The 1,823-nt window shown below is 38.3% G+C and carries 3 protein-coding genes and 1 pseudogene; all 4 read left to right on the forward strand.

The genetic code is table 11. From position 1 onward, the window contains the following. Nucleotides 1-696: pseudogene (locus O3616_RS09975) on the forward strand (hypothetical protein); the annotation flags it as partial. A 10-nt stretch (nt 697-706) separates the two neighbouring features. Then, nucleotides 707-973: a MerR family transcriptional regulator gene (locus O3616_RS09980; protein ID WP_371638787.1), complete on the forward strand. Its 267-nt coding sequence runs from the start codon at nt 707-709 to the stop codon at nt 971-973. After that, nucleotides 957-1,613 carry an enhanced serine sensitivity protein SseB C-terminal domain-containing protein gene (locus O3616_RS09985; protein WP_371638788.1) on the forward strand — a complete coding sequence of 219 codons (657 nt, stop codon included), beginning with the start codon at nt 957-959 and terminating at the stop codon, nt 1,611-1,613. Before O3616_RS09980 ends, O3616_RS09985 begins: the two co-directional genes overlap by 17 nt. A gap of 35 nt (nt 1,614-1,648) precedes the next feature. After that, nucleotides 1,649-1,823, forward strand: a 175-nt coding sequence (locus tag O3616_RS09990; RefSeq protein ID WP_371638789.1) for a hypothetical protein, incomplete at its 3' end; no start/stop codon positions are given.

Raw genomic sequence — 1,823 nt, forward strand, 5'->3', positions numbered from 1 at the left:
AAATTTGGGGAGAAACTATTAGATACTCGAATCCCAGTTGGCATTCGTAAAGAGGCAGTTGCCTTTGCGGGAGGTATGGGAACCATGCCTACCTTCAGCGTTGAGAGTAAGACACTACGTGATGTGATGCACTTCTCAAGCAAACATGCGGATGATGTGGTGAGAGTGGCAGAGAAGCCCTTTGATAAAGAGCGGATTCTTGAAAATCTTAGGCAAAGTCGACTTGCACGGGAAAGTTCGAAGTTTGGGGAGTATTTAGGAAAAGAAAATCAATTTAGATATCCTACAGATATTGATGGTAGTGTAAAATTAATAGAGAAGGCTGACCTTCCATCATGGATTGTGGATTCATTTCAGGATGGACAATATCGGACGGTAGTGACAACAGAAGAAGTAACTGTTTATCGTACATTTGGAGGGAATGCAAAACAAGAAGGAAGTTTTGTAACCTCTTCTCCTGCTCAAAATAGGATTCAAGCGAAAATTGATACAGCTTTATTACCTGAATGGAAGAATACTCGGATGTACGAAGTAGAGATTCGAATTCCTAAGGGAGAAACATTAAGTATTGGAAAAGTTGCGCCGCAGAAGATTTCTTCATCAGGGACTGTTCTAAAAGGCGGTGCGGACCAAATATTATTACCACAGGGATGGTCGCAGGATTGGGTAGTGAATGTAAGGACTGTCCCTAATTAAGGAGTAGATTATGAGTATGAAATCAATAGAGATAGCCAATAAAATTTTAAAAATAATGGATGAACAGTATCCTTCAGAAATACAGGGAAAAGGAGCAATTAACACTCTTTATAACATTATTAGATCAATAAAGGAAACAGAAACTATCCCATCGAATGTTCATCTTAAGGATCATGCACGTATGTTGATAGATGCAACTGCTAATTATAATTTAGAAATCATCTACCTACTTCAAGATTTAGATAAGGAATTGAAAAAGAATGAACATAAAAGATAGTTTACAACATTTTTCATCGAATCGAACAGAAGAGAATAGGTCGAAACTTCTTTCAGATATGGAGAAATGGACGCTGTTCGTCCCTATAAGATGGGTAGATAAGCAGACGTTCCGCATTCTCCATATTCAGGATGGAACAGAAAATTTTTATCTGCCTATTTTAACGAGTCAAGAAGAGCAACTGCCACCTATAAGTGATAATAATTCAATTCAGTTGGAATCTGTTCGCCTATCTGATTGTATACAGTTACTTCAGTCTAATCATCAAATAGCTGGAATTGTTCTAAACCCTATGTCTGATAATGTAGTCCTTCCATCAGCTTTATTCCACGGACAGAGTACGACGGAAAAGCAAGTATCATTTGGGGTTCCAAGTAAAGATTATTCTTGGCTGACAACTCCTTTAATTTCATTCTTACAACAGAATACGGGTGTTCGGATGGTCTACCTATTGATGGTTGTTAGAGAGAATCAACCAGTAGCAACGCTCGTTGTAGATGGTGAAGAAAAAGATTGTCTTGCTATTGTTGATTATTTAAATCATCAGCAGTATTCTGAAGCTATTGATATTCTTCCCCTACAGACAGCTTTTTCAAAAGAAATCATTAAAGATGTTTCTCCTTTTTATACTAATCTATAGTACCATCTCTTCAAGAAGGATTTGATGACTATGTAGTGGATTATCTGGCTCGCATCTGGCCTTTGGGTGAGATGCCTGGAATGGATGCATTTTTCGTTAGTAACATGATGATTGAGCGACTTCGTTTTGAAGGCTATAGTGACGACTGGGAAAGTCAGTTCACAGAGGATGTTTTACGTGCGACACAGCTCTCCCAGCAACAAGTATCGA

Source organism: Streptococcus sp. 27098_8_86 (assembly GCF_041432595.1).
GTDB classification, from domain to species: Bacteria; Bacillota; Bacilli; order Lactobacillales; family Streptococcaceae; genus Streptococcus; species Streptococcus pneumoniae_F.